The organism is Prochlorococcus sp. MIT 1327 (assembly GCF_047304785.1).
GTDB lineage: Bacteria > Cyanobacteriota > Cyanobacteriia > PCC-6307 > Cyanobiaceae > Prochlorococcus > Prochlorococcus marinus_D.
The window spans coordinates 657535-681267 of record NZ_CP138972.1; the positions used below are offsets into that span (position 1 = coordinate 657535).

General features: G+C 52.7%; 25 protein-coding genes. 12 read left to right on the forward strand and 13 right to left on the reverse strand.

Features of this window, described 5'->3' with window-relative positions; translation table 11 throughout:
• Positions 1 to 31 precede the first annotated feature (31 nt).
• The gene (locus SIB80_RS03115) at positions 32 to 2179 is read right to left on the reverse strand and encodes a bifunctional aldolase/short-chain dehydrogenase (protein ID WP_063420491.1); all 2148 of its coding nucleotides are present in this window, start codon (positions 2177 to 2179) and stop codon (positions 32 to 34) included.
• Positions 2180 to 2907: 728 nt separating this feature from the next.
• On the reverse strand, positions 2908 to 4020 hold the full coding sequence (mtnA, locus tag SIB80_RS03120; RefSeq protein ID WP_063420490.1) for an S-methyl-5-thioribose-1-phosphate isomerase: 1113 nt from the start codon (positions 4018 to 4020) through the stop codon (positions 2908 to 2910).
• Positions 4021 to 4725: 705 nt separating this feature from the next.
• Between mtnA and mtnP the strand changes: the two genes are divergently transcribed.
• On the forward strand, positions 4726 to 5640 hold the full coding sequence (mtnP, locus tag SIB80_RS03125) for an S-methyl-5'-thioadenosine phosphorylase (protein WP_063404926.1): 915 nt from the start codon (positions 4726 to 4728) through the stop codon (positions 5638 to 5640).
• Between the two features lie 90 nt (positions 5641 to 5730).
• Here the strand turns inward: mtnP and SIB80_RS03130 are convergent, their stop codons facing one another.
• From SIB80_RS03130 to SIB80_RS03155, 6 genes are all read right to left on the reverse strand, one after another.
• On the reverse strand, positions 5731 to 5928 hold the full coding sequence (locus SIB80_RS03130; RefSeq protein WP_011131265.1) for a photosystem II reaction center protein J: 198 nt from the start codon (positions 5926 to 5928) through the stop codon (positions 5731 to 5733).
• 12 nt (positions 5929 to 5940) lie between these two features.
• Entirely contained in the window at positions 5941 to 6060 is a 120-nt protein-coding gene (locus SIB80_RS03135; protein WP_011131264.1) for a photosystem II reaction center protein L, read from the reverse strand.
• A 15-nt stretch (positions 6061 to 6075) separates the two neighbouring features.
• Positions 6076 to 6225: a cytochrome b559 subunit beta gene (psbF, locus tag SIB80_RS03140; protein ID WP_011131263.1), complete on the reverse strand. Its 150-nt coding sequence runs from the start codon at positions 6223 to 6225 to the stop codon at positions 6076 to 6078.
• A gap of 3 nt (positions 6226 to 6228) precedes the next feature.
• On the reverse strand, positions 6229 to 6477 hold the full coding sequence (psbE, locus tag SIB80_RS03145; RefSeq protein WP_011131262.1) for a cytochrome b559 subunit alpha: 249 nt from the start codon (positions 6475 to 6477) through the stop codon (positions 6229 to 6231).
• Positions 6478 to 6583: 106 nt separating this feature from the next.
• Complete coding sequence (locus SIB80_RS03150) at positions 6584 to 7591, reverse strand: photosynthesis system II assembly factor Ycf48 (protein ID WP_063420489.1); 1008 nt, start codon at positions 7589 to 7591, stop codon at positions 6584 to 6586.
• Positions 7592 to 7603: 12 nt separating this feature from the next.
• Positions 7604 to 8032 (reverse strand): rubredoxin, encoded by a 429-nt coding sequence (locus tag SIB80_RS03155; protein WP_063404930.1) that lies wholly within the window; start codon positions 8030 to 8032, stop codon positions 7604 to 7606.
• Positions 8033 to 8115: 83 nt separating this feature from the next.
• Between SIB80_RS03155 and SIB80_RS03160 the strand changes: the two genes are divergently transcribed.
• Genes SIB80_RS03160 through SIB80_RS03170 form a run of 3 tightly spaced genes read left to right on the forward strand, consistent with a single transcriptional unit; the run spans position 8116 to position 9789 of the window.
• A complete protein-coding gene (locus SIB80_RS03160) occupies positions 8116 to 8478 on the forward strand; it encodes an NAD(P)H-quinone oxidoreductase subunit 3 (RefSeq protein ID WP_011131259.1) in 363 nt (120 codons plus the stop codon).
• A 4-nt stretch (positions 8479 to 8482) separates the two neighbouring features.
• Entirely contained in the window at positions 8483 to 9235 is a 753-nt protein-coding gene (locus tag SIB80_RS03165; RefSeq protein WP_063407331.1) for an NADH dehydrogenase subunit K, read from the forward strand.
• Positions 9232 to 9789 carry an NAD(P)H-quinone oxidoreductase subunit J gene (locus tag SIB80_RS03170; RefSeq protein ID WP_063404934.1) on the forward strand — a complete coding sequence of 186 codons (558 nt, stop codon included), beginning with the start codon at positions 9232 to 9234 and terminating at the stop codon, positions 9787 to 9789. Before SIB80_RS03165 ends, SIB80_RS03170 begins: the two co-directional genes overlap by 4 nt.
• On the opposite strand, the gene SIB80_RS03175 is transcribed toward SIB80_RS03170, so the two are convergent.
• On the reverse strand, positions 9783 to 11105 hold the full coding sequence (locus SIB80_RS03175; RefSeq protein WP_063420488.1) for a gluconeogenesis factor YvcK family protein: 1323 nt from the start codon (positions 11103 to 11105) through the stop codon (positions 9783 to 9785). The two genes, SIB80_RS03170 and SIB80_RS03175, sit on opposite strands and share 7 nt — an antisense overlap.
• A gap of 239 nt (positions 11106 to 11344) precedes the next feature.
• Here SIB80_RS03175 and SIB80_RS03180 point away from each other — a divergent pair, with 239 nt between their 5' ends.
• Both SIB80_RS03180 and SIB80_RS03185 read left to right on the forward strand, forming a co-directional pair.
• Positions 11345 to 12088, forward strand: a complete 744-nt coding sequence (locus SIB80_RS03180; protein WP_063416927.1) for an ABC transporter ATP-binding protein — start codon at positions 11345 to 11347, stop codon at positions 12086 to 12088.
• Positions 12088 to 12963 carry an MlaD family protein gene (locus SIB80_RS03185; protein WP_063420487.1) on the forward strand — a complete coding sequence of 292 codons (876 nt, stop codon included), beginning with the start codon at positions 12088 to 12090 and terminating at the stop codon, positions 12961 to 12963. Before SIB80_RS03180 ends, SIB80_RS03185 begins: the two co-directional genes overlap by 1 nt.
• Before the next feature lie 52 nt (positions 12964 to 13015).
• Here SIB80_RS03185 and SIB80_RS03190 read toward each other — a convergent pair whose 3' ends face one another.
• The gene (locus SIB80_RS03190) at positions 13016 to 15160 is read right to left on the reverse strand and encodes a putative cobaltochelatase (RefSeq protein WP_063420486.1); all 2145 of its coding nucleotides are present in this window, start codon (positions 15158 to 15160) and stop codon (positions 13016 to 13018) included.
• On the opposite strand from SIB80_RS03190, the gene folK reads away from it, so the two are divergent.
• Positions 15096 to 15791 (forward strand): 2-amino-4-hydroxy-6-hydroxymethyldihydropteridine diphosphokinase, encoded by a 696-nt coding sequence (folK, locus tag SIB80_RS03195; RefSeq protein ID WP_328585652.1) that lies wholly within the window; start codon positions 15096 to 15098, stop codon positions 15789 to 15791. The two genes, SIB80_RS03190 and folK, sit on opposite strands and share 65 nt — an antisense overlap.
• Before the next feature lie 69 nt (positions 15792 to 15860).
• Entirely contained in the window at positions 15861 to 16421 is a 561-nt protein-coding gene (locus SIB80_RS03200) for an NUDIX hydrolase (protein WP_041375232.1), read from the forward strand.
• A gap of 102 nt (positions 16422 to 16523) precedes the next feature.
• Here the strand turns inward: SIB80_RS03200 and SIB80_RS03205 are convergent, their stop codons facing one another.
• Complete coding sequence (locus tag SIB80_RS03205) at positions 16524 to 17750, reverse strand: DegT/DnrJ/EryC1/StrS family aminotransferase (protein WP_063420485.1); 1227 nt, start codon at positions 17748 to 17750, stop codon at positions 16524 to 16526.
• A 54-nt stretch (positions 17751 to 17804) separates the two neighbouring features.
• Positions 17805 to 18470 carry a thioredoxin family protein gene (locus tag SIB80_RS03210; protein WP_063420833.1) on the reverse strand — a complete coding sequence of 222 codons (666 nt, stop codon included), beginning with the start codon at positions 18468 to 18470 and terminating at the stop codon, positions 17805 to 17807.
• On the opposite strand from SIB80_RS03210, the gene SIB80_RS03215 reads away from it, so the two are divergent.
• From SIB80_RS03215 to SIB80_RS03230, 4 genes are all read left to right on the forward strand, one after another.
• A complete protein-coding gene (locus tag SIB80_RS03215; RefSeq protein WP_063420834.1) occupies positions 18459 to 19022 on the forward strand; it encodes a hypothetical protein in 564 nt (187 codons plus the stop codon). The genes SIB80_RS03210 and SIB80_RS03215 overlap by 12 nt on opposite strands.
• A gap of 99 nt (positions 19023 to 19121) precedes the next feature.
• Positions 19122 to 19904 (forward strand): enoyl-ACP reductase FabI, encoded by a 783-nt coding sequence (gene fabI, locus SIB80_RS03220; protein ID WP_011131247.1) that lies wholly within the window; start codon positions 19122 to 19124, stop codon positions 19902 to 19904.
• A gap of 27 nt (positions 19905 to 19931) precedes the next feature.
• The gene (gene hisB, locus SIB80_RS03225; RefSeq protein WP_063396816.1) at positions 19932 to 20561 is read left to right on the forward strand and encodes an imidazoleglycerol-phosphate dehydratase HisB; all 630 of its coding nucleotides are present in this window, start codon (positions 19932 to 19934) and stop codon (positions 20559 to 20561) included.
• A 111-nt stretch (positions 20562 to 20672) separates the two neighbouring features.
• Positions 20673 to 22151: a carotenoid oxygenase family protein gene (locus SIB80_RS03230; protein WP_370520998.1), complete on the forward strand. Its 1479-nt coding sequence runs from the start codon at positions 20673 to 20675 to the stop codon at positions 22149 to 22151.
• 88 nt (positions 22152 to 22239) lie between these two features.
• Here the strand turns inward: SIB80_RS03230 and SIB80_RS03235 are convergent, their stop codons facing one another.
• Entirely contained in the window at positions 22240 to 23013 is a 774-nt protein-coding gene (locus SIB80_RS03235; protein WP_063420483.1) for a calcium-binding protein, read from the reverse strand.
• Positions 23014 to 23733 lie beyond the last annotated feature (720 nt).

Genomic DNA, 23733 nt, shown 5'->3' on the forward strand with positions numbered 1-23733 from the left:
CGAGAGCTTGACATGCATGTGCATGTAGGCGTCAACGCACCATCGCCGCAACATTTCCGCCGTCTACTGTCAGTAATGCACCAGTGGTTCGTGGCATTAAGGCTAATGCCACGAAAGCATTCGCCACATCACTTGCTCGGACTTCTGCACCGAGCAAGTTCCCACCCATGTAGTTGGCTTCGCTGATGCCGCGCGCTTCCGCTCGTTCTCGGATCATTGCCTGATCGAGCAGGCCGGACCGAATCCGATCTGCATTGATGGCGTTACAGCGAATGCTTGAGGGCCCTTCTTCCAGGGCGTATTGCTTCATAAGTGCCAGCAATGCCGCTTTTGCAATTCCGTAGGCTCCAAAACCAGGGCCTGGGTTTAGCGCTTGCTTGCTGATATTGAAGAGCAGCTGTCCGCCTAAGGATTTGCTGGTTTCTGTCGTTCTATTGCTCTGGGCTCGAAACAGGTGAACAGCAGCTTGTGCAACGTGCTGGTGAGCAAATAGGTTGAGCTCGAAGCTTGCTCGCAACTTGGATTCTGGAAGAGTGGCAATGTCTCCGCTCCAAGCCGCCCCAGCATTGGATACCACGATGTCTAAGCCCCCGAAGCAAGCTGCAATTGTCGTGAATGCATCATGAACCTCAGCAGCATTGGTGAGGTCGCACTTCAGTCCGAGAGCACTTGAGCCACATTCTTTGGCAGTCTTTGTTGCTGCTTCACCATTCTTGTCAAGTACGACAACTTGTGCACCTTGCTTGGCGAAGGCAAGGGCGATCGCTGCACCAATTCCACCACCACCACCAGTGACCAAGACAACATGGCGTGCCAGTGGTGCTTCTTTGCCCTTGCCGAGCTTTGCTTGTTCGAGACTCCAGTACTCCATCTCGAAGGTATCTGCCTCGTTGACTGGTTGAAAACGTCCCACTGATTCAGCTGCCATCAGTGTTGCGGCCCAGGCTTCACCAATATCTGCGGTGACATTGGCTTCGGCTGTTGAACGACCTAGGCCAACGAGGCCAAGTTCAGGGATTGCGATCAGCCTTGGTAGTGGATCGAGGTGTTGTTTATGGCTTCCAACGCGAGCATTCTGACGCTCGAAGTAATCCTGATATGAGTTGATGTATTTCTCTAATGCCAGTTTTGCTGAGTGGAGCCATTCCTTCAGCACTGGGCAGGATTCAATCGCTTCATCTCCTTGGATTTGTGGAGGCTTTTTGAGAATGAGAGGCCAGGGTTTGGTTCGGATCACGTGGTCGGGGGTAGCGACTCCACGGCGAGACCAGTCTTGGAGGTGAATGTCGTTGACTAGTTGGAGTGCCAGTGGGGTTGAGCGCAACTCCATAAGCCAACGTTGGGGAGCGTTATGCACAGCTGCAGATTGAGCCAGGGCACCACGTAACAGTGGGAGCAGAATTGCAGCGATGTTTGTTTTAGGAGCTGGATTGGTTGGTGGTGGTAGGCAAAGCGTTGGGGTTTCCCCAAGATGCTCTTCCGCCTCACGCACCAAGTTGATCATTCGCTCGTAGCTTTGTTGTGCTGTGGCAGCAAACGAAAATAAGCCGTGCTTGAGAAGCACCATCCCTTCAAGTTCAACTCCCGCTTTAGCTGCTTCTACTTCTGCTTGTTCGTAGGCTTTGATGGCGGCCAAGGCTAGTTGGAAGCCCGGCATGACATAGGGAACAATCGCGACACGTCGACCGTAGAGCTCACGGCAGATCTGTTCGGCATCTGGTTGATCTGCTAGGGCTAAAACAGCTACTGCGTGGGTGTGATCGACGAATTTACTTGGTAAGAACGCGTGTAGTAGTGCTTCAACCGAAGGGTTGGGTGACGATGGATCGATCAGGTTGCTGCGTTGAGCTGCAACCATGTCCTCGTCGCTAAGTGCAGATAGATCTCTTAAGGCCTGCAGGTTCTCCAATCGCACAGCAGGATGGCCGGCCGGCTCGATGGTTGATAGGTCCCAGCCTGAGCCCTTCACGCACAACACTGGTATGTGATCACCAAACAATCCTATGCAGCTGGTTTTAACCGAGGTGTTGCCTCCGCCATGCAGCACCAGCTGGGGGTCGGAGCCGAGCAGACGGGCTGTGTAAGTGCGGAGAGCCAGGTCTTCAGAGACGTCCTGCGCGGCGTAAGATTTGATGGCAGCTTGTGCCTCGGCATCCGACCAGCGGTTTTGGCACGTCATTGATTGGTGCGTATCGACGAGAACGTTACTTCAGTCGCGCTGAAGTTCCTCTGCTTTCTCCTTTGCTGATGTTTAAGGGGCAAAGCTTTATTAGACAGTTCGTTGAGATGTTGCCATGACAAGAATTATAATTCCCTGGCATGAAGTGTTGACTGAAGAGATTCTCAGCCAGAGGGTTGAATTTTTACTGATTGGTTATTGTGCATATGCTGTTCCGTCTGGGCTTTGCAGGTGAAAAAGATGTTGATATAAAAGTTCTAAAGCCTCGGATGTTTAGGATTTTGAATGATTGTGTGGCCATATATAGAAGAGTATAATGTTGGCTATTCCTGTCAAGCCGAGCAGCCTTCTGTTGATGATTGCCGAACTCTAGATCTAATGAACTATTTTAGCTCTGGTGCTGTAAAGGTGTCAAGCTGAGGAATAAAAGCTTGCTATGCGGAATGTCATATCTTTTCTGCAAAGTATTTAACCTTGACGAAGATTTGCTTCTTTTGCATAGGTTTAGTTAAGCCTTAGGGAGTAGCAATGTAAGGATCTTCTTTGTATTTGAGTGTGTAAGTTGAGTCGATCTTAGTGATTTCAATTCATCTCATGTTTAGCATCTATGGATAGTGAGGATTGAGTGCTGCTGTGAAGATTTTTCTATAATTAAAGACGACCTTGAGTTTGATTGGTCATTGACCAATCTTTCCGTAGTGATATTTTTCATTCATTGGTTTTGATTTCTAATCATCGCGGTAAAGCTCCATGAGGCCCGTCTCGCTTGCTGCCGCGACTCCGCGTTCGGTGATTAGGGCCGTTACGAGGCGCGCAGGGGTTACATCAAAAGCAGGGTTGAATCCTTCGCTTTGATTGGGAGTGAGTTGTACGGTGGTGAGTTGGTTGTTGCTAGAAGCGTTGTTGTTTCGTCCCTGGATGTGGGTCACTTCCATCGCCGAGCGGGTTTCGATAGGGATTTCTGCGACCCCATCCGAGATTGACCAGTCGATTGTTGAGGCGGGTAGGGCCACATAAAAGGGCACGCCGTTGTCTAGGGCCGCTAAGGCCTTGAGATAGGTGCCGATTTTGTTGCACACGTCACCGCTGCGTGTGGTTCGGTCGCTACCTACGACGACTGCGTCAACATATCCTTGCTGCATAAGGTGCCCACCCGCGTTATCCACGATCACGGTATGGGGTACGCCTTCACGACCTAGTTCATAGGCAGTGAGGCTCGCGCCCTGGTTGCGGGGGCGTGTCTCGTCAACCCATACATGAATGTTTAGGCCGGCCCGGTGGGCCTTGTAAATCGGTGCCAGCGCGGTCCCCCAATCAACGGTGGCTAGCCAGCCAGCATTGCAGTGGGTGAGCACTTGTATGGGCTCTTGTTGTCGCACGCTTGGTCTGTCTGCAGCAAGCTTTTGGATGATTGCTAAGCCATGGTTGCCGATGGCCTCACACATGGCCACGTCCTCCTCGGCAATGAGGGCAGACTCGGCTCTGGCGGCCTCTGCACGCTTAGCTGGTTGAAGGGGTTTTACTTTGTCTCGGATTCGTTTGAGGGCCCAGCGCAGATTGACTGCTGTTGGCCGGGTGGCATTGAGTTGCTTAAAGGCCGCCTCTAGGGCGTCATCGCTGGGGTCTTCTTGTAGGGCCAGCATTAATCCATAGGCCCCGGTGACTCCGATCAATGGAGCCCCACGCACCACCATGGTGCGAATTGCGGTTGCGGCCTCTTGGCAGTTGCTGAGCTTGAGGGTGCTGAACTTGTGGGGCAGTTGGGTTTGATCGATCACGCCGACTGAATGCCCATCTTTTTCAAGCCAGATGGTGCGCCAGGCTGTGCCATCAATGTTCATGACCTTTCACCATTTAGATGATCCTGGGCAGTGTTGATCGAGTCGATGTTATGCCTGGGCAGATCCTAATTTCTAAAGCGGTTAGGTTGCATGGCTAATTCATCCTGGTGCAATCGCCCATTGTGATATTTGGCTACTAATACATTGAGCCTTGCTGCGAGCAAGGCTTCTGCATTGAAGTCATGGTTGAAGATTAGCTCAAGTGTGGCTTGTTGATTATTGCTAGGCCCAGTAACCTTTTGGGCTGAATGAAAGCATTAGGCCTGGTCTAACCTTTGCCTGGGTTAGTGCCTCTTGTGTTTAAGAGTTAACTCTTTTTTAAATTAACCTTATCAAGATAAACCTCGCCTTCAGGTTTTAAAATGCTTTTTAAGCCAGTTAGGATTTGCTCTTGTTCAACTCAATGCAGTGGATCAAGGCGGCTCTTTAGATGATTGCCCGCTTGAATCATCTAATTGTTATTTCACGTGTGTGTGCAGGCATCTTGATCGTAAACACTTTGTAAGTTATCTCAGGGATTGATGGATTCTTTCTGCTGGAGACCTTGGCTGGTTAGTTTTTTGAAGGTTGAATAAATATTTGCTAATTAAACTCATGACTTGATGTGATACTTCGACTATCAGTTGTATGTATGAAGCCCTTGAAGGCTATAAGTATTGATCGAGTTATTGACGGGCTATGCTATTTAAAGCTGAAAGACGTTAATTGAATCGCCTCACAACTTCTCCTCTCGAAGGCGCTCGTTTGGGAGTTTTGGGAGGCAGTGGTCTCTATGCCATCGAAGGCCTTGAGAACATTCAAGAATTGGAGATTGATACTCCCTTTGGAAAGCCTTCTGACGCTTTTCGACTCGGCACCCTTGACGGTATGGAGGTGGTATTTCTTGCTCGCCATGGGCGTAATCACACTTTTTTGCCTACGGAAGTTCCCTATCGAGCAAATATTTGGGCGATGCGTTCGCTTGGTGTGCGTTGGATCCTTTCGCCTTCAGCAGTTGGTTCATTGCAGGAACAGGTGCGCCCCTTAGACATGGTGGTACCTGATCAATTCATTGATCGGACTCATCAGCGACCACTGACTTTTTTTGGAGATGGGGCGGTGGCTCATGTGGCAATGGCTGATCCTTTTTGCCTCACGCTTTCTCGCTTGTTAGCTGATGTTGGCGAAAGTCTGATGCCGGATGGACGCCAATTGCATCGTAGTGGTACCTATCTGGCGATGGAAGGTCCGGCCTTTTCCACTCGAGCTGAATCGAAGCTGTATAGGAGTTGGGGCTGCATGGTGATCGGAATGACCAATCACACTGAGGCTCGCCTGGCTCGGGAAGCCGAGATTGCCTATGCTTCTTTATCAATGGTTACTGATTACGATTGTTGGCATGGTCACCATGACAGCGTGACGGTAGAGATGGTGCTTGCAAATCTGAGGGCCAATGCACAGTTGGCCACAAAGATCGTTCGGGCAACAGCCAAAATGGTTGCAGATATTCGTCCCGTCAGCACAGCGCACAATGCTTTGGAAGATGCTTTGCTAACCGCCAAAAAACATGTAACTGACAAAACCCGCCGCAAACTTGACCTCTTTACAAGGCCTTATTGGGGCGAGTTTGGCGGTAGTTGATGGTCAGTTTTTGTTTTTTAGAAGATCTAGCTCTGCATGTAAATCCCTACCCTGCTAGGTAGGGTTTACACACAGAATCTTGACTCTAAATTAAGCGGAACCGACTCCAGTGAAGGAGCCGAAGAAGAAGAGGCCTAGGACTGAGAGGACCGCCATGCCGCCAACTGTGGCAACTAACCATAGGGGTAGTGAACCTTCTGTCCAACGGCGTTCCCATGAAACGGCTGGACTGCCGTCTGGAAGACGGTCAGGTATGCGTCCGTCAGGGCCTTTAAGTTTCGTACTCATGCTTCAGATCCCTTAGTTGAAGAAGTAGCTGGTAAATAGCACGGCTGTCACAAAAACCAGCAACAGACCTAGGTAAAGGCTGGTGCGGTTCAGTTCTGCCGGCAGGTTGTTCGGGTTTGGGTTTTGCTCCATGGTTTGGGAGTGGGATCAGCGACGGATGAGCTGCATGGCGGTTATGGCGCCAAGAAAAAACACTGTGGGTACACCCAGGACGTGTACAGCGAGCCAACGCACCGTGAAAATCGGATAGACACGGACGTTAAGCGCTTGAAGAGGTGCAGAAGAAGATTGAGCCATGGCTTATTGCAGGCGCAGGTCGAGTTGGGATTTGGCTTCGTAGCGTTGGCTAACGACAGGAGCCTTGCTTTCGCTTGCCTGGAAATAGGCATCAGGGCGAGGTGTGCCGAATGTGTCATAGGCAAGGCCCGTGGACACAAACAGGTAGCCGGCGAGGAAGATCGACGGCAGGGTAACGGCGTGGATCACCCAGTAGCGGATGCTAGTGACGATCTCGAAAAAAGGGCGTTCCCCGGTGGAGCCAGCAGCCATGGCCTCAGGCGTATCAGCTTTTAGATCCTATAAGGCTGAGCCTCAACACTGCGTCTGGTGAACGGCATGGTTACAGAGCGTTGCTCATTTGGCTGAAGGTCAAGCCTTAGCCCACCCAGCGCAGAAGGTGGCCTCGTTCCCCAAGAACAAACCCTTTGGCTTGGCTTTCAGAGCTGGTGTCGAACAGGACCCTGATCAAGTTCGAGGGCTGTGTGTCGCCCATGGGATCGATCTGCCAGCTTTTTCCGTCATCCAGAGTCTTAATAAGAGTTCCGTTGCCGCCCGCTGCCCAGATGCCCCCGTTGGGATCCCAGGAAAGATCTAGGTAGTTGTAGCCATTGGTGATTGGAATCATCGCTTTCCCCCAGCTGTCGACGTTTCCGGGTTGATCGTTCAGGCGGATCTCGGCCCCCCTGGCCACCATCCATAGTTCACCGTTGGGTTGATAACCCAGGCTCTGCACCCGCTTGCTGCTGACCCTCTCATGGTTTTGCCAAACATCCTGGCCTACATCCAAGGTGGAGAAGAAATTGCCGAGACTGCTTACGCTCACGTAATTGCCAGCTGCACTACGCCTGAGGTCGCGCACTGCACCTGCAGCTTCACTCACAGTTGCTTGCCAGGTGGTGCCACCATCGCTTGTGCGATAGATGGCACCTGCGTTGGTGGCAAGCTCAGCATTATTTGGACCTAGGTTGGTAATCAGATATGGATCGCCTGGGAGTTTGTTTTCAAGCTTCAGGCGGGACCAGTTCTTGCCTGCGTCAGTGCTGTGCATCACCAGCCCTGGCTGCCCAGCGATCCAACCCTCATTGCCGTTGAAATCGATACTGATGAGCCGGAAGTTTTCATCCTCTTCAAGATCCAAGCTGCGCTTCTTCCAGCTGACACCGCCATCATTTGATTCCATGATTAAGCGGTTGGTACCAACAACGAAGCCGTGGTTGGCGTCAGAGAAACTGATGTCCAGTGGATTTGACTCAGTGTTCAACTCCACGGGTTGCCATGGGCTGGTGCTGGCGATCGGAAGGCGGCTGGTGACGCACCCACTGAGGCCGAACCCGATGGCCGCAATCAGCAGAAGGTTGAAAAGGTTCGAGAACAGGCGGCTCATGGCAGGGATGCGTTAACGCAGTGAGTAGAGGGAGAGGAAGAAGGCGAAGGCCAGTGCCAGGCCTCCAAAGATCAGGACATTCTTTTGCCCTGGTGTTAAGCGGTTGACGCCAATGCCGTAGTTGAGGTTTTGGTCAAAGCCGCTAGGTGCACTGCGAGGACCGATGTTTTTGAAGGCGTCGATGCGGGCACGGCATACGGGGCAACGAAAGTTGGTTGGATCGAGATCCTTGAAAGCTGTTCCGGAAGTGATGCCAAGCTTCTTGACTCCTTCTTCTGGGTCATAGACGTAACCGCAACTGCGGCACTCAAAGCGATGAGTGAGCTGATCGGTGTCGGACTCTGCTGAGGCGATGGTGTCTGTGGCCATACCATCAACGTCAGTTTGAGCAACTGATTCGGCTTCTGTCGAGTCTTCGGCAGGTGTGGTTTTGTCGCTCACAGCTGCACTGTCAGGTGGGATAACTCTATCGGCGTTAGCCCATGGCAGTGAATGCCAGACTGAGAAGCAAGTCGTACTTGTCCATGTTTGCGCTGCCGGGTTATGACGCTTTTCTCGGCTTTCTGCTGATTTCAGCAGCAGTACCGATCTTGGCGCTTGTCACCAACAAGCTCTTGGCGCCTCGCAGTCGTACCGGCGAGCGGGAGCTGACCTATGAATCAGGGATGGAGCCCATTGGTGGCGCCTGGATTCAGTTCAACATTCGCTACTACATGTTCGCTTTAGTTTTCGTCATCTTTGATGTGGAAACCGTTTTCCTTTATCCCTGGGCTGTGGCATTTCATCGCTTAGGTCTATTGGCTTTCATCGAAGCCCTTATTTTTATTGCCATCCTTCTTGTTGCACTGGCTTATGCCTGGCGCAAGGGTGCCCTCGAGTGGAGTTGATTTCATGTCAGTGACCCCCTCCATCGATGCCGTACGTGACTTGCGTGCAGCGAGTTGTGGCCCTGTCGGCGCTCCCAGTGTGACCAGTGACTTGAGTGAGAACATCATTCTCACAAGCCTGGACGATCTACACAATTGGGCTCGGCTTAGCAGTCTCTGGCCGTTGCTGTATGGCACCGCGTGTTGCTTTATCGAGTTCGCGGCTCTGATTGGATCACGTTTTGATTTTGACCGCTTTGGCTTGGTGCCCCGAAGCTCTCCTCGGCAGGCTGACCTCTTGATCGTTGCGGGCACGGTGACCATGAAGATGGCTCCAGCCCTGGTCAGGCTTTATGAGCAGATGCCTGAGCCTAAATACGTGATTGCTATGGGTGCATGCACGATCACTGGTGGCATGTTCAGTGCTGACTCCACTACCGCTGTGCGTGGAGTAGACAAGCTCATCCCCGTAGACCTGTATCTCCCAGGGTGCCCACCTCGCCCTGAAGCAATTTTTGATGCGGTGATCAAGTTACGTAAAAAAGTGGGTGATGAATCGGTTGCTGAGCGGATCAAGATTGCCCAGACCCACCGCTACTTCACAGTGCCCCATCAAATGAAGCGAGTTGAGCCAATTGTCACCGGGGCCTACTTGAGTGCTGATACCCAGAAAGCTGCTTTGACGCCTGGTGCTGGGCTGCCAATGGCTGCGGAGTTGAACACCTCTGAAATTGATGCCAGCCCAGCTTCTCAGTCTTCATCAACCTACGAGTCATGAGCGAGACCCCTTCCACCCCCCCGGTGCCGGCGGGTCCGGAACCGGGACCTGTAAGCCGCTGGCTCAACCAGCAGGGTTTTGAGCATCAGTTGCTTGATCCTGATCATCTTGGTGTGGAGGTGATTGGTGTTGAGTCGATGTTCCTGCAGGTGATCGTTGCAGCTCTCAAGGCTGATGGTTTTGATTATCTTCAATGCCAGGGTGGCTATGACGAAGGCCCTGGCCAGCAGCTGGTCTGCTTCTACCATCTCGTGGCCATGGCTGAAATGGTTGCAAAGATGGGGGTGGGAGATTCGTCGTCGGAAGCGGCCAAGGTCCGTGAGGTACGCCTCAAGGTGTTTTTATCCCGTGAAGACACACCTTCGCTCCCATCGATCTACGGCTTGTTTCGCGGAGCTGACTGGCAGGAGCGGGAAACTTTTGACATGTTCGGCATCAACTTTGAGGGACATCCCCATCCGAAAAGGTTGCTAATGCCTGAAGACTGGAAGGGCTGGCCACTGCGGAAAGATTATGTGCAGCCAGACTTTTATGAGATGCAGGATGCTTATTGAGCATTCTTTTTATAGTTTCGATAGAAGCGCATCACCGCTAGGGCAAGGCTGCGTGGGTCATGGCGCAGTGTTGCGCGAGGCCTTTTCCCTTGCAATGGAGCTTGCATCAACTCATAACCCTTGGCGATGAGCGCTTGAGCATCACAGTTGACCGGTTCAGCGCCTCGTGCTTGATATTGCTTCACCAATGGGGATTCTCCTAGGTCATCCTGAGCCAATACGGCATTGAATAGTTTCTGGCTGATGCCCAGGCTGGCGAGTTGGGCTTCGATTGCTCTTAGGTGACCAACAACATCCAGGCCATCTGTTTCGCCGGGTTGAGTCATTAAGTTGCAGATGTAAAGCTTCGGTGCTCGGCTCTGCTGGATGGTTCGAACTAAGGCCGGTACAAGCAAATTGGGTAATAGGGATGTGTAGAGGCTGCCAGGTCCTAGAAGAATCAGGTCTGCATTAGAGATTGCCTCTAGCGCGCGGGGCAGGGCTGGTGGTTGTGCGGGCAAGCAGCCAAGCCTCACGATTGGACTTGGTGCCTTGCCGATCGCTGATTCCCCTTCAATGCGCTGGCCGTTTTCCAGTTCCGCCCAGAGCTGTACATCTGCATTGGTCGCGGGAACGACCTGACCCTGAACTGCGAGGACTCGACTAGACGCTGTGATGGCTGTCTCTAGATTGCCCGTGATGGCTGATAGTGCAGAGAGAAAGAGATTGCCGAAGCTGTGGCCCTCTAGGCCACTACCTGCTGAGAAACGATATTGAAACAGTCGTGTGAGCAGGGGTTCTTCTGTTGAGAGTGCAGCCAGGCAGTTGCGAATGTCGCCTGGGGGCTGAACACCAAGTTCGCGACGCAGGACTCCGCTACTGCCGCCATCGTCAGCAACTGTGACGATCGCTGTGATGTTGCTGCTGTAGCGCTTCAGGCCACTGAGCAGAGTGGAGAGGCCTGTTCCACCTCCGATGGCGACGATGTTAGGGCCGCGGTTGAGTTTGCTTTTGGCACGAAGGGCGTCGACGAGCACGGTGTCCTTGTCGGGCGCTAGTGCTTGTTGGATCGAACCAAAGCTGCGGCTTTGTCCCCATAGCACTAGGGCGGCTCCGATTAAGACCACTAAAGGACCTGTAATGCTGCGTGGCAGCACAGTTGTGATTGTTCCCAGTAGCCAGACGAGGGTCTCGATGATCCAGTAGATGGGCTTGAGGTCTGCCCAGATGGCTGCTCCTAGAAGTGCCATAAGAAGGCCCAGGCCCGAAGTGAGCAGCCAGCGCTTGACGACCAGTCCAGGTAGGAGCCAACTCACTGCTCTGCGAGAACGGATCATTAGACCCCTTTCGCTAGCAGCCTTTATCCCTTTGATACTGGCGCGGCGCTGATGAGAGCGGCGCTGAGTAAAGCGGTGTTTGGGCGAGGTCACATGCGCGGGGACAAACCGGCCATAGGTCTTTAACGCAACTGTACGAAAGCTTTCCTTCTTCGACATCCCGGGCACAATGACTCGGTTCCCAGCACAGGGTATTTGTGTCAAACGCCACCCCCGTGGTCGAGATGTGTGATCTCACCATGCAGTGGGGACAATGGCCAGTGCTTGATCAGGTCAACTTGGTCATGCAGCCTGGGGAACGCTTGGCGGTCGTGGGGCCCTCTGGTGCTGGTAAGTCCACGGTGTTGCGGTTGCTGGCAGGTTTGGAGTTGCCTACCAGCGGAGAGCTTCGTCTCTTTGGTGAGCAGCAGGCTTATTTGCGTCTTGATCAGGAGCAACCCCCTGATGTGCGCCTTGTTTTTCAAAACCCAGCGTTGCTGGCCTCCCTCACGGTTGAGGAGAATGTGGGGTTTTTGTTGATGCGGGGGGGGCGCATTAAGCAGAAGGAGATTCGTGAGCGAGCCATGGCTTGTCTAGAAGCTGTAGGGCTTTACGATGTGGCTGATCTACTTCCAGGCCAGCTCAGTGGTGGCATGCAGAAACGAGTAAGTTTTGCTAGGGCCCTGATTGATGATCCTGATCGGGAGAGCGGAGCGATGCCGCTATTGCTTTATGACGAGCCAACTGCTGGCCTTGATCCTGTGGCGTGCACACGAATTGAAGATTTAATTGTTAAGACCACCACAGTGGCCAGAGGTTGTTCGGTAGTGGTGAGCCATGTACGCAGCACGATTGAACGTTCTGCAGAAAGGGTTGTGATGCTTTATGGAGGCAAGTTTCACTGGGCTGGCTCTATAGAAGATTTCGGTAAGACGGATAATCCTTATGTTGAACAGTTCCGTACCGGTAGTCTTCGCGGGCCAATGCAACCTGAAGAGCATTGATGTCTATGCGACGTAGCGTTCGTGATGCGATTGTCGGATTCTCCATCGTTGGAGCCGTGGTTGCCTTTGCAGGAACTTTGCTCTGGTTAAGGGGTGTGCGTCTTGGCGCCAAGGTTTGGAGCATCAAGGTGAACTTCCCCGATGCAACCGGTCTTGCTGAACGTTCCCCCGTGACTTATCGCGGCATCTTGGTGGGCACTGTCGTCAAAATCGATGTGACTTCCCAAGCTGTGCGGGCCACCCTCGAAATCAATAAGGGTGATCTGCGCCTTTCCAAGCCGGTTGTCGCCAAGGTGGCCTCTAGTTCATTGCTTGGGGGTGATTCTCAGGTGGCGTTGGTGAGTCTTGGCCAGCCGTTGTCTGCTAATGCTCCCCTGCCTCGATCAATGGATTGTTCTGGCAGCAAGGTGTTGTGTAACGGGGCAACGATTGTGGGTGAGCCTCCGGTGAGTATCTCTTCAGTGACAGAGACACTTGAGCGCATTCTGCAAGAGGTAGAGAAGCAGAAGTTGGTCACGTATTTGGTTGATTCCACCAAGCAGATTGAGAGCACCGCCGAAGATGTCTCCAAATTAATGAGTCAGCTCAAGGATGAGGTAGCTCGAGCTGAACCGATGATTACCAATCTCAATCTGGCAACCGGCCATATCAACAATGTGGTTGAAGCATTCGATAACCCGAAAACAGTTAATGATCTCAAGCAGACTGTGAGTTACGCTCGCTCGCTTACTAAAAAGTTTGATGCAGTGGGTGGAGATGTGGAAAAGCTTACGAATGATCCGCAATTCATGAATTCTTTGCGTAGCGTTACGATTGGCCTTGGTGAGTTTTTTAATGAGCTTTACCCGGCCCAAAATAGTGGTAATAGACCTTGAAGTATTAAGCTCTTTAGAGCCTATATGCGTGATCAATTAATAGGTCTAAGTATTATTTAACCTGGTCTATTGCTTCCATTGCGATGGCGGCAATCGCTTGATCAGTTGCCTTTGGCAGTTGGACGTATTTGCCGGCGGCAGCTTCTGCTAGGTCCTTGCCCATACCACTGCCGATGAACTTACGCTCGGTATCGATGACTAGCAATTTGATCCCCAGACTGCGGTAGCGGCTCGCTACATCAAGTAATTCCTGCTTTAGATCCGGTGGATCTTCTCCTTCAAGTTGTGGCTGACCTAGTGAGGTCCCTAAAGGCACATTGCCGCGTCCATCCGTGATGGCAACAACGACAACTTGGGCGAGATCTCCTTTAGACAATGCGTTAGCACCCACACGAGCAGCCTGGGTAAGACCATGGGCGAGAGGAGAGCCGCCGCCGCAGGGCATCACTTCTAGCCTTCTTTTTGCTGCAGTAATCGATTTGGTTGGAGGCAGTAAAACCTCTGCTTGTTCTCCTCGGAATGGGATGAGTGAAACCTCATCTCGGTTCTCATAGGCCTCGGTGAGTAAGCGAATGACTGCTCCCTTGGCGCCCTGCATGCGATTTAGAGCCATCGAACCGCTTGCATCAACAAGGAAAATGACGAGTGAACCAGCCTTGCGTTGCAGCAACTTGGCTCTCAGATCTCCTTCTTCGACAATCACTGTGCGATCCGGCTGTCTGGATCGCCGAGCTTTTTGATATGGGGCCGCAGCTCTTAATGTCGCGTCGACGGCGATACGTCGAACAGGGCCACGAGGGATGATGGGCCTGACGTAGCGGCCACGGCTGTCACTGAGGACTGCCGAACGGTTCCCACTGTTTCCACTTTTTGACTTGGCTGCAGAAAACAGCAAAAGGTCTGGATCGATTGCAATTGCTTCTGGATCAAGCATGAACTCTTCTGGAACCGGTGGTGATGTCTGCTCTTCAGGGGTGTCTTCGTCATCATCTTCATCCTCATCTTCTTCAGAAGTGTCTTCTTGCGATTGATCTGGAGGTGGCGGTGCTTGCTGTTGCTCTGGCGGGGGGGGCTCCATTTGCTCTTCTTGAGGCGGCAATTGCAATGCACGCGGTGCAATCACCAGCCGCACGGCGACTTGGAGGTCGTCTGCTTCAACCTGGTCTCGGCCGCTGAGAGCCGCGTGGGCCCGTGCCACGCGTACTGCATAAAGCTCAGAGCGATGCCCTTCCACGCCTCCACGAATGGCTTCATTGACCAGATATTCGATCTGTGCGTGGCTGATTTGTACATCGGGCAGCCATTGACGAGCCAGTAGCAGCTGAGTTGCTAGTGCTTCGGTCTCCTGGGCCCACTTTGCAGCGAAGCTGACACTGCATTGGCCATGGGCCAGTACTGCCTCGGTGATCTCAACACGTTGCTCGTTGCTGATCAGCTGGTCGGCGGAGAGAGCGATGGCGAAACGGTCCAATAGGTGGTCGCGCATTGCCCCTTCTTCAGGGTTGTAAGTAGCAATCAGTAGTGGACGGCAGGGATGGCTGAGGCTGAGGCCTTCTCGCTCTACTCGGTTTTCGCCGGCTCCCACTGCCGCCAGCATGAGGTTGACGATGCCGTCATCTAACAGATTGAGCTCATCGAGATAGAGCACTCCCCGATGGGCTTCTGCTAGTAGTCCAGGTTGGAAGACAGGGGTTCCACTGGTTAGGGAGGCCGTGACGTCTACAGCGCCAACAAGTCTGTCTTCAGTAATGCCAATTGGAACTTGCACAAAGGGTGCTGGGATCACACGGCTCGGCAGTGGCTCCTTTGAGTTCTCCTCATCGGTGGCGCCCTGTTTCGTGATCAGGCGTTGGCTGGCTTCGTCCCATTCCTCAGGGAGCTTTGGATCCAGGTTGAGACCAATGGGGCGATGAATTTGTGAAGTCTGCTGATCTTTGCTAAGGGCTTCCAGATCGAGCACATCGATTGGCGGTAGCAGTGCATGCAGTCCCCGTGCCAAGACCGATTTGCCAGTGCCGCGGCCGCCGGCGATCACCACCCCACCGAGTTCTGGATCAACCGCTGCTAGGAGCAGTGAAAGCTTGAGCGTTCCATGGCCTGTAATTGCGGCAAGAGGAAAAGCACGAGTGGCCATGTCCTGGCCTGCTCGATCTCTGGACCTTGTGTTGGCAGTTGCGGCCGATCCGCTTGCAACCATGGAGTCCCCCCGGCTCGATGACGTGTGCGCCAGTCTCGCTGATCAACTCGGAGTTTCTACTGCTTATTCTGCTCCAAGCACGTTAGCTGTGGCACTAGGAGCCAATTTGGCTAGTGCTTTTGGACCTCCGCGTGCCACCTTGAGGGCAGTGCGACCTGAGTTAGAGCAGGCCATCCATGAGTGGCTCTCAACATCGCTTGGAGAGGCATCGGGCGAAAGGGTGAATCCTGCAGGTTTGCGTTGCCGTTGGTCGCCATTATTTGAGACCGACCCCGTTGGCGGTCCACCCGAGCAGCCTGTCTACATCAATGCGGTAGTTGTGGTGGATGGGCCGCGGCTTGCTTTGTTGCAGCCTTGTGAAGCGGCTGCGCTGTCCTTGTTAGCCAGACTGCTGGCCCTGGAGAAGCGCTTCGGACGAGATCGCCAGGCAGAGTTGATGCGCTGGGAATCGCGCTCACTGGATCTTGATTTGCTTGCCTGGGGCGCACTACAGGTTCAGCACGAGGCCCTAATCCTTCCTCACCCCCGTCTGATTGAACGAAGTTTTGTCGTGGTGCCACTTGCAGCGGCCCTAACGGGAGTGGCTCAGGTGCCGCGCCGTATTCCCCCTGATTTGGGCTGGCTTGAATAGGGGTGGCGCAATTCAAGTCCTTGTCTGGTCATCAGCCACCATGCTGGGAGTTCTTTGTTTGTGGTCAACATGGTGCCTCTTCCGCCCCCTGAGCCATCTTTGCTGTTGGAAACCACAGCAGCGTTAGAGGCAAGAAAGATTCGTTTTGAGATCAACCGTTTTGAGCTGCCGATTGGGGTACAGGGTCTCTTTGGTCTGATTCGCCATCCTGGTGCTTCCTTAGCGGTGCCAATCACTGCCGATGGCAGGGTTGTGGTGCTTCGTCAGTACCGCTTTGCGGTAGCCCGCCGCATCCTGGAATTTCCTGCTGGCACGCTTGAGGATGGTGAAGATCCCCAGGCTTCGATGGAGCGGGAACTGGCAGAGGAGGCTGGCTACAGCGCAGCTCGCTGGGATTCTTTGGGGCAGATGCTGCCTTGTCCTGGCTACTCCGATGAAGTCATACACCTTTTTCTGGCCCGAGACCTTAAAGCCCTGAGCGAATCTCCTGCTGGTGATGAAGACGAGGATCTTGAGGTGCTGCATATGACCCCAGCTGAATTCGATGCTTGCTTAGCTAGTGGTGATGAAGCTCTGGATGGCAAGAGCATTACCGCTTGGTATCGGGCGCGTCAGTTGTTGGGTCTCTAAAGATCACTATTCCGCTGGTTGTTCTGGTATTACTGCGAAGCAGTATTTATCTATGGAGGTTGTGCCTAATAACAAGCAATAGCAGGTATTAAATAAGGCTTTTTAAGCAACCTTGCTCATTTGAGTTGTGGTTGCTGGACTCAGCAGCTTGTGCAACATAGAGACAACCTGTTGCTGCTGGTCTTCGCTCAATTCTGGGAAGATCGGCAAGCTCAGCACTTGACTGCAAAGCTGTTCAGTGACCGGCAGGCTGCCTGGGCCTTGGCTTAGGCCTTCATAGGCCGGTTGGAGATGGATCGGGATTGGGTAGTAAATGATGGTGTTAATGCCATGTTCTAAAAGACTTTGTTTGAGCCAATCACGGCAACTGCTATCCGGCAGGCTATTGCTGCCATTGTTTTTTGATGGTTTGCCAAGGCTCTCAGAGTTGCTTTGGTTCATTGGGCAGCTTGTTACCCGCACCACGAATTGGTTCCATGCATGCTGCAGATGGCTTGCTTTTGTTTGCTCTGGAAGCTCAAGGCAAGGAAGGTTTGTGAGCAACGTTTGATAACGGGTCGCGATGGCTTGTCGCTTCTCAACCCAGCAAGAAAGCCTTGGTAGTTTCACGTTTAAAACGGCGGCTTGCAGTGCATCCAGTCGGCTGTTGTAGCCAAGTTCGGTATGCAAATATCGACGCGGCATTCCGTGAACAGCGAGTTCTCGCATTCGCTGAGCAAGCTTTGCGTCATGTGTGCTGACGGCTCCACCATCGCCAGCGCCGCCAAGGTTTTTGGTGGGAAAGAAGCTGAAGCAGCCCACATCGCCCCAACTGCCTACAGACCGTCCGTTCCACGCTGCACCACTGGCTTGGGCACAATCTTCGATCACTTTCAGCCCATGTTTGTTGGCGATGGCCATCAGCTGCTCCATGTTGACGGGGCGGCCGAAAAGGTGAACTGGTAAAAGAGCACGGGTGGCTGGGGTTATTGCTGCTTCGATTTGTTCCAGGTCGATGAGATAGGTGTCCGCTTCGACGTCCACGAAGACAGGTTTGGCGCCGACCGAACTGATTGCCTCGGCAGTGGCAAAAAAGCTGAAAGAACAGCTGATCACCTCATCTCCTGCTCCGATATCCAGTGCCCTCAGGGCCAGGACCAAAGCATCGGTGCCGCTGTTGCAACCAACGACATAAGGCACGCCAAGGGAGTTGGCAAAGGCTTGTTCAAAAGATTCAATTTCGGTGCCGCCGATGTATTGGCCACTGCGCAGCACGCGCAAGACCGCCTCATCAAGGTCAGGCCCCAGTTCGGCTATCTGTTGAGTAAGGCTAAAAGGGGGCACCTGCATGAGAAGCACCTTAAGCCGAGCCGAAGACGGTTTAGCAGCTTTTGAAGTGGCAGATCAGCCGAACCAGGGGGGCTCTTGTCCTGGGTGCCACTTGATGTTGCAGCCGATTGAGGCCTGCTGGTGGGGAGAGACATTTTGCCCGTTCAAAACGGCATCTAAGGCAGCACGTAGGTCCGATCCAGTCACAGGTGCATCGTTCCCAGGGCGGCTGTTATCCAGTTGGCCGCGGTAGCAGAGTCGCTGCTGTCCTTGTGGAGAGGGGGCAAAGAGGAAGAAGTCTGGTGTGCAGGCGGCTTGTAGGGCCTTGGCGAGGCTTTGGTCAGTATCCAGTAGATAAGGGAACCGCCAGCCTTGTTGCTTGGCTTGAGCCGCGAGCTGCTCAGGACCGTCTTGGGGATGAGTGATCAGACTGTTGCTGGCGATAGCCAGTAGCTGCACGGAATCTCCGTAGTCCTGATCAAGATGGGTCAGTTCTTTTTCAATGTGTTTCACGAAAGGGCAGTGGGCGCAGAGCGCCATCAGCAGGAGGGGCTTGGTTGGCAGGTTGCTTGTTTTGATTGTGTTCAGGGCGCCAAGCCCGCCATCGATCTCAAGATTGGTGCCGGGTACCACCTTCAATTCAAACGCCGGTAAGGAGGTCCCGAGAGGCAGCATCGTGGAGGGAGTGAGGGCCATGTTGGGAAAGCAGCCCTTCAATGCTGGTTCAGGATGACTTTGCATGGCTGCATCAATGCCGTGAAGCAAGTCAATGCAAAAGGAAAGACCTTCCTGTTAGTGGCTTTAGCCGTAGTGCTTAACGGCTGTATGACGTCGTCTTCCAAGCCCAGCTGGGCTATTTATCCCTTGCAGCGGCATCAAGCTCATGACGGCCTGGCGGTGGTGAGTGAGCCTGATGGCTATGGCGTGCATCTCTTTCTCGAAACGGACACCAGTGATCCAGGGATCTGTACGCCCCGTTGGTTGCCAGACCCTGCAAGGCTTTTCAATGGCAATGGCAATGCCCCATTCAGCTCAGGGCTTGCGTCTCGTAAGGAATTTTTCGTGGTAGTGGCCCGCGGGGATGTCCGCCGTGCCTTGAAGCGTGAGCTGAAGGCTCTTTGTGTTGATCGGGCACCTAGGGCGAGATGGCGTTGGCAGGAGCCGCCCCGCGCTGCTGATCAGGTGAAGCCTTTGAGATTGCCTGCGTTGGAGGAAGAAGACCTGCTCAGGGATCCAGAAGAAGAGAGGAAGCTTCAGGATGAGTTGTTAAACGGCAACTGGTCTGGAAGCTGATCGAATAGAACTCTTGGCGACCTTATTCGGGGCATCCAGTGAAACTCGGCGTGGCATGGGAGAGAATCGCTGCCAATGTTCCCTAGTGCGTTCGCTCTGATGCTTCTCGATCTAAGCGGTAAGAAGATCCTCGTCACAGGTATCGCCAACAACCGTTCCATTGCCTGGGGCATCGCTCAACAGTTGAAAGCTGCCGGCGCTGAGCTGGGAATCACCTATTTGGCGGATGAAAGGGGCCGTTCGGAAGGCAAGGTGCGCGATCTCACTGCTCCTCTAGAACCCAGTTTGTTTTTGCCTTTGAATGTGCAGGACAGCAATCAGATCGAGGAGGTGTTTGCTGTGATTGCCCAGCAGTGGGGCCAGTTGGATGGTTTGGTCCATTGTCTTGCCTTTGCAGGCAAGGAGGAATTGGTGGGTGATTACAGCGCCACCTCGGCCGAGGGATTCGCACGCGCCTTGGAGATCAGTGCCTACTCGCTGGCCCCGCTTTGTCATCACGCCAAGCCTTTGTTTAGTGATGGTGCAGGGGTTGTGACGTTGACCTATCTCGGTGCAGATCGTGCCATTCCGAATTACAACGTGATGGGTGTTGCCAAGGCTGCTTTGGAGGCTTCAGTGCGTTATCTCTCTGCAGAACTTGGCCCTGATAAGCAGGTGCGTGTGAACGCGATCAGTGCTGGCCCAATTCGCACCTTGGCTAGTTCTGCGATCGGCGGCATCCTCGAGATGATTCATAACGTTGAAGAAAAGGCTCCCTTGCGTCGCACTGTGACCCAGATCGAAGTTGGCAATACAGCCGCGTTCTTGCTGAGCGATCTTTCCAGTGGTATCTCCGGTCAGACGCTTTATGTGGATGCTGGTTACTGCATTAACGGAATGTGATTTGACTGGCAGCATGACTTCATTTGGATGGGCATCATGACGTCGCTAAGGCAGGGGGATGTTCATCGCGTCACCGCTGAAACCGACGTGCTTGTTCGTGTTGGGCTTGATGGCTGTGGTCAGTGCAACGTTTCTACGGGGGTCGCCTTCCTCGATCACATGCTTCACCAGCTTTCCAGCCATGGCCTGCTGGATTTAGAGATCACCGCGACTGGTGACACCCACATCGATGACCATCACACCAATGAGGATGTTGGTATAGCTGTTGGTCAGGCCCTATCTCAGGCGCTTGGAGATCGACGTGGCATCCACCGCTTCGGTCATTTTGTGGCACCACTCGATGAGGCGTTGGTTCAGGTTGTTCTGGATTGCTCCGGTAGGCCTCATCTCAGTTATGGCCTGCAAATTCCCTCTCAGCGCATTGGTAGCTACGACAGCGAGTTGGTGAAGGAGTTTTTCGTGGCAGTTGTGAACAACAGCGGCCTCACCCTGCATATTCGCCAGTTGGCAGGCACCAATTCCCACCACATCGTTGAAGCCTGTTTCAAGGCCTTTGCCAGAGCTCTGCGCATGGCAATTGAAATCGACCCGCGAAGGGCCGGAGCAGTACCTAGCAGCAAGGGTGTGCTGGAGCAGGCTGGCGGGCAGAAGAGCTGAATGCTTGGGGAGTGGGGATTTCCTCGCTCGCGGCTGTAAGCCTTTTTGCGTAAGGATTGGTCAATCTTGATCAGCCTTGCAGTGAGCACAGTGAGCGATAGCCCTTCAACAGTGTCCGCGACCTCAATAGATGTACCCGGCGGGTTTGATCGGGATGACTGGGCAAGTGGTTATTGCAATGTTGAGCAAGAGCTCAATGCTGTGTCTTTAAGTCCCCTGAGGGGACAGATTCCAGCTGAACTGCAAGGCAGCCACTATCGCAATGGTCCAGGCAGGTTTGAACGCGATGGGCAATGGGTGCATCACCCCTTTGATGGCGACGGCATGATCACTGCTGTGCGATTCAGCGATAGCAAGGCCACGCTGAGTAATCGCTTTGTGCGAACGAAATACTGGCAGGAAGAGGAAAAGGCCGGTCGCTTCCTCTATCGGGGGGTGTTTGGCACGCAGAAGCGTGGTGGGGCGAAGGCGAATGCTTTTGACGTGCGTTTCAAGAACATTGCCAATACCCAAGTGGTTCAACTTGGCGATCAGTTACTGGCTCTTTGGGAGGCGGCTGGCCCGCACGCGCTTGACCCTGTCAGCCTGGAAACTCATGGGCTTTCGAGTCTCAATGGGGTGCTGAAGCCTGGAGAGGCTTTTAGCGCTCATCCCCGCTTCGATCCTGGCCACCATGGCGATCCTCGCATGGTCACCTTTGGTGTGAACACAGGGCCGACTAGCAAGATCCGGCTGATGGAGTTTGCCACTCAGGGGCCAGATGCGGGACGCCTCATCAGTGATCGCACAGACAGTTTTAAGGGTTTTGCTTTTCTGCATGACTTCGCGATTACTCCCAACTGGACGCTTTTTTTGCAGAATGCGATCAACTTCAATCCGTTGCCGTTTGTTCTGGGTCAGAAAGGTGCGGCGCAATGTTTAACGTCTAAGCCTGGAGGCCAGGCAAAGTTTTGGTTGATTCCTCGTGATTGCGGCACTTTTGCTGGGCAGCCGCCGCGCATCTTTGATGCTCCCGATGGTTTTGTTTTTCACCATCTCAATGCTTGGGAGGAGGGGGATGAGTTGGTGTTGGAGAGCATTTACTACAGCGATTACCCCTCGATTGATCCCGGCGAGGACTTCCTCTCGATGGACTTTGACTTTTTCCCTGAGGGTCGATTAGAGCAGTGCCGCATCAATCTTTTGGGGAAAGGAATTGAAACCAAGCGCTTTAGTGAGCGTTGTTGTGAATTTGCGATGGTCAATCCACGCCGAGAAGGGTTGTCGGCTCGTTATGCATGGATGGCTGTGGCAGAGCGTGAAACCGGCTATGCCCCCCTACAGGCGATCAAAAAACTGGATTTGAGCAATGGTGATCAATGCTTGTGGAGTGCAGCGCCGCGTGGATTTGTCAGTGAGCCATTGATGGTGCCACGCCCTGGCAGTGAAGCTGAGGATGATGGTTGGCTGTTGGTTTTTGTATGGAATGGAGAGCGTCGTGCCAGTCAGTTGTTGATTTTGAATGCAAACGATTTAAGCGAGCAGGCAGTGCTTGAGATGCCTATAACCATTCCATACGGATTACATGGCAGCTGGGTTGCTGCTGATTGATTGATTGAGTTTAGGGTGTTGATTGGCGAACAAAGTCCAAGCTTATTTGGAATTTGTTCGCTCTGAACTTCAGGATTTGGTTGGTTGACTAGACAAAGTCAATCACATCAGCGGCGAGAAACTCACCCTTATCAACATCCTTCAAGGTGGTGTGAATGCCATCTGCTGTGATCAATAGATCATCACCAACTTGCTTAAAGGAAAGCTCATCTCCATCTGCTACAGAGATGCGATCGTTTTCAGCGAATGAAAAGGCGATGATCACATCATTACCACGACTCAGCCTGTAGGTATCAGCGCCTCGATCACCTTTGAGAATATCATCACCGAAACCACCATATAGCCGATCATCGCCATTTCCTCCAGTCACTTGATCATCTCCACCGCCTCCTAGCAAAACATCATCACCACTACCACCAAAGATCACTTCATCTGCAGAGGTTCCAGTTAAGGAATCATCAGCAGCAGAACCAATGATTTTTGGCTCACGCAAGCTCTCAGGAAGAACACCAGATAATGATTGGGTGTAGAGCGCAATATCATTGCCATCACCACCTTTGTAGGTAATGAAGAGCTCAAGGATGCCGTCGTTATCACTTTCAAAACTCCCGACTGAATCTCCCTCATTGAGGCCATCATATTGACCATCGAGATCTCCATCAACTCTAGTAATTACAAATGAATCACCAGCAGAAAGCTGGAAATCATTGATCGCTAAGACACGTAAATCCCCGGCAAGTTCTAGATCGCCAGTAATCTCAATCCGATCGAATTCTGCAAATTTCCACCATCCACCGAGTGTACCTCCTAGTTCTATTTCTGTAGAGCCACCTTTCTTGTAGTAGCTGCCATCAACCAACATTCCGCCAGTCGAGCTGCCTGGTTTGACTTGGCCGTGATCAATCCAGCTGCCTATAATTTTGCTATTTCCTGAATAGTATCCCCGATTAATAAAACTTTTTGCGCCTAAATAATTGTTCGAATTGTCAATAGTCCCGTCGTTGATTAGCGTTGCACCGCCCTCGTTCTTCAGCCTGCCGCTGTTGTAGGTGCACAGCCATCCACTGCTGTTCAGCGTGCCGTTGTAATTTCTTAGTCAGCCATAGTCGATTAGCTCGCAATCGGCATTATTATTCAGCAGGGAGAGTTATTTAGGGAGGTGTTGCTGTTGTTGTTCAAATAGTAGTTGTTGCTTAGCTTGCCACGGCCGAAGTCATGCAGTATGTGGTTGTTGTTCAGCGTGAAGCCATCGCTGTCCGGCGTGCCAAGATTTTGATAAAATTACTTGTTCTAATCACCATCTCCTACAGCATATATAGTGCCTGCTGGATTTGGATTTGGAGAGATCTGATTGCCCATCACTGTAAAGTCTGTATTTATTGATGATAGCCCAATATTTTATAGGCGCTGCAAAGCTTTGCGGTTTTGTGTTGACTTGGGATCATTGCTATTTAATTGGTCAATTTTGTTGGAGAAAGTAAAAGGGAATCCATTGCTCTCCAGCCATGTTTAGTTGTGAATTGACGTTTTTGCTATGTAATTCATTCACACTTTGATGGCTCAAGGGCGCTAGACCTAAGTT